Here is a 3,286-nt window from a genome sequence, read left to right on the forward strand (position 1 = left end):
TGGCCGGGTTCGCCCCGCCCGCCGCGAGGCCGGCCCGCACCCCTGTCCGTGACGAGCCGTTCCTCCGGGTCGGCGGCCTCGGCCGCACCGTCGTCCTCACCTTCGACGACGGCCCGGACCCCCGCTACACGCCGCAGGTCCTGCGCACCCTGCGCCAGCACCGGATCCACGCCATGTTCTTCGTCTGCGGGAACATGGCCAAGGCCAACCCCGGCCTCATCAAGCAGATGACCGACGAGGGACATGTGGTCGGCAACCACACCTGGTCGCACCCGCTGCTCACCGAGCTCTCGCGGTCCGCGGTGCGCGCCGAGATGGAACGCACCAGCGAGATCGTCGAGAAGTCCTGCGGGGCGCGCCCCGCCTGGTTCCGTGCCCCCTACGGAGCCTGGAACCGGGACGCCTACCGCTTCGGCGCGGAGCTGGGCATGGAGCCCATGGCCTGGACCGTCGACACCCTCGACTGGCGCACCCCGGGCGCCGGGGCCATCGCCGCCACGGTCGAGAAGCAGGCGTCGCCCGGCGCCGTGGTGCTCTCCCACGACGCCGGCGGGAACCGCTCGCAGAGCGTCCAGGCACTGCGGCGCTACCTGCCGAGACTGCTGGACGAGGGCTACCACATCGCCGTGCCCCGCCGCCGCCCGTTCTGAGACGCGGGACGTGGAAAAGGCCGTCCGGTCGGCACGAGCAGTGGCTCGTGCGGACCGGCCGGCCTTTCGTCGTTCCGGCCCTTACCGCGTCGTTCCGGAATTCAGTGGACCTCGACCATCCGGGCGAAGACCACCACGTTCCCCGCGTATCCCTCCTGCGGGGAATAGCCGCCGCCACAGGTGATGACCCGCAGTTCGGGCGTGCCGATGGAACCGTAGACACGCTCTCCGGGGAAATTGTTCTTGTCGTAGACCTCGATGCCGTAGATCTCGAAGACGGCGAGCTTCCCGTCCTTGCGCAGCACCTCGACCCGGTTGCCCGGCTTCAGGGCGCCCAGGCCGTAGAAGACCGCCGGCCCCTGTGCGTTGTCGACGTGACCCACCAGCACGGAGGTGCCCTTCTCGCCGGGGGTCACCGCGCCGGTGAACCAGCCGGCCAGGTTGGGGTCCTCGGGCGGCGGCGCGGCCACCCAGCCGTCCGGGTCCAGGCCCACCGGGACGATCGGGGCGTCGACCTGGATCGACTGGATGCGCACCCGGTCCACCTCGGAGTACGGCAGCGGCGCGGGCGCCCCGGGGAAGGCCTGGGGGCGGACCTGGGTGTCCGCGGCCGCCACCGAGGCGGGCTGCGGGGGCCCGGTGTCGAACTCCCCCGAGCCGTTCCTGATGAGCGCGAGCCCGGTGAGGAGCACCAGCGCCATCACGCCCCAGGGCACACGCCGTCTGGGCCGCTCCTCCTCTTCCGCCAGTTCGGACGCAGACATTTTCGCCATTCCCCTCTCGACGCGGCCGTCGCCGTGTCTGTCGCGATAGCAGAACGCTAAGCGGCGTGCGCGGAACCGGCATCGGGGCGGGAGCGAACGGGTGGCCGGAAAAGCGGCGGTGCGCCATCCGAGTCGGCGCGGAAAAGAATTTCCTCACACTCCGTGACCTGCGGTGATGGAGTTTTCCGGGCTTTTCGTCGGCGTGTCGGCTCACCAGGACGGCGGACAACCGAAATGCGGCCGGACCAGGGCGGTCCCAGGGTCTGAGTGGGAGGCGCTTTCTCGCCGATCGACCGGGGACGGGTCCCGGGGCGCCTTCCGCGGAGGAACACATGCGTACACGTGCCCTGGCGGTCTCGGCCGCCGCGTTCGCCGCCATCGGGCTCGCCGCCCCGACGGCCGGCGCCTGGTCGGACCCGACCAGCATCTCGGTCAGCCCGAGCACCATCGCTCCCGGCGGGCAGCTGACCGTCACGGTGGAAGGCAGCGCCTGCCGGATGCCGGGCTCCACCGTGTCGTCGCCGGTCTTCCCGTCGACGCCGCTCACCCCGGCCAGCGGCAGCAGCAGCAGGTCCACGGCCACGGTGCGGGTCAACTCCAACGCCACCGCCGGATCGCACAGCATCACCGCGCACTGCGGTGAGGGCAAGACCCTCACCCGGTCCAACGCGTTCACCGTCCTCGGCGGTGTCCGCGGCGGTCTGGGCGGCAGCTCCCTCACCGGGGCGACGCCCACCGACGTCGCCATCGGCGGCGGGCTGGTCGCCGCCGCGGGTCTCGGCGGCGGCTTCTTCTGGATGCGCCGTCGCGCGGAGAGCCGCATCTGATTCCTGTCCCGCGCTCCGGGGAACGTCGCACGCGCCGGCGTCCCGCCCCGCGCCCCCGAGGGGGCGCGGGGCGGGACGCCGTTCCCGTGTCCGCGGCTCCCCGCGGGGCGGTTCATCCGTCCGGCCCTATGTCGCCACACCGGGGAACAGAGCCGTGAACGGCGTGGCCTCCACGTCCATCCCCCGGCTGAAGGGCGCGTCGAAGTCCCAGACCAGGAACAGCAGGAACGCGATCAGCGCCGAGAACAGCCCGGCCAGCACCAGCTCCCGCGCCGTGCGCCGGATCTGCAGGGCGAAGACCATGCCGATCGTCACCATCGCGCCGATGATCAGCCCGAACCACACCACCCCCGGCATCGTCGCCTCGGTGGCGTCCGCCCGGGCGCCGCGGGCCTGGTCCACGACGGTCACCTGGTCCAGCAGCGGCTGGTACGCCTGCGCCTCGAAGTCGGTCGCCGGTTCGTAGTCGGTCAGGTCGTGCCGGAGCCGCTCCAGCAGCCGGGTTCCTTGGTCGGTGAGCCTGCCCTGTTCGGCCATCACCTCCCACTCCGTGTTCACCACCTGGCCGACGTAGGCGTGCACGTCGTCGCGGATCCGGTCCCGGACCTCCGCGGGGTAGGGCCGCACCCGCTCGGAGATCTCGTGCAGGGCCATCGCCTCCGTCCGCACGTGCTCCTGTGCGGCGCTGCGGGCCTCCCAGACACCGGCGATCGCCAGACCGAGGACGATCGCGTAGACCACGCCGATCATCATCGTCATGTACTCGATCACGTCGGGAGTGTCGTCCGGGTCGTCGTCCTCCCGGGCGGTGCGCTCCCGGATGACGGCGACGACGAGGACCACGGCACACGCCGCGGCCATCGCGAGGGCGAGTACGAGCCATTCCGGCAAGAAAACCTCCTGGAGGCGGAAGAGATCGGCGAGGGGGGACGGACGGCGGGGCCGGGCGGCGTCACCGAGGACGCAGCGCGGCCACGGCGATCACCGCGGGCGCCGTGATCAGCAGGGCGAGCGAGACGAGCGAACGCCGGGGGCGGGGCGGCAG

General features: G+C 72.1%; 4 protein-coding genes. 2 read left to right on the top strand and 2 right to left on the bottom strand.

The annotated features are described in order from the left end of the window. The coding region (locus HW445_RS23670; protein WP_180222971.1) for a polysaccharide deacetylase family protein at window positions 1-650 on the top strand (650 nt) is incomplete at its 5' end. Between the two features lie 101 nt (window positions 651-751). On the opposite strand, the gene HW445_RS23675 is transcribed toward HW445_RS23670, so the two are convergent. Beyond that, on the bottom strand, window positions 752-1,414 hold the full coding sequence (locus HW445_RS23675) for a class F sortase (protein ID WP_180222972.1): 663 nt from the start codon (window positions 1,412-1,414) through the stop codon (window positions 752-754). A gap of 332 nt (window positions 1,415-1,746) precedes the next feature. On the opposite strand from HW445_RS23675, the gene HW445_RS23680 reads away from it, so the two are divergent. Beyond that, window positions 1,747-2,241, top strand: coding sequence for a hypothetical protein (locus HW445_RS23680; protein ID WP_180222973.1), 495 nt, complete (start codon window positions 1,747-1,749; stop codon window positions 2,239-2,241). A 126-nt stretch (window positions 2,242-2,367) separates the two neighbouring features. On the opposite strand, the gene HW445_RS23685 is transcribed toward HW445_RS23680, so the two are convergent. Beyond that, window positions 2,368-3,132, bottom strand: a complete 765-nt coding sequence (locus tag HW445_RS23685; protein WP_180222974.1) for a DUF4239 domain-containing protein — start codon at window positions 3,130-3,132, stop codon at window positions 2,368-2,370. Between the last annotated feature and the right edge of the window lie 154 nt (window positions 3,133-3,286).

This window comes from Streptomyces sp. UH6, assembly GCF_013421635.1.
Lineage (GTDB): Bacteria > Actinomycetota > Actinomycetes > Streptomycetales > Streptomycetaceae > Streptomyces > Streptomyces abyssomicinicus.

What these genes read in the sequence shown, in the direction of transcription:
- HW445_RS23675 (WP_180222972.1), bottom strand. Translation starts at nt 1,414, where the DNA reads ATGTCTGCGTCCGAACTGGCGGAAGAGGAGGAGCGGCCCAGACGGCGT.
- HW445_RS23680 (WP_180222973.1), top strand. Translation starts at nt 1,747, where the DNA reads ATGCGTACACGTGCCCTGGCGGTCTCGGCCGCCGCGTTCGCCGCCATC.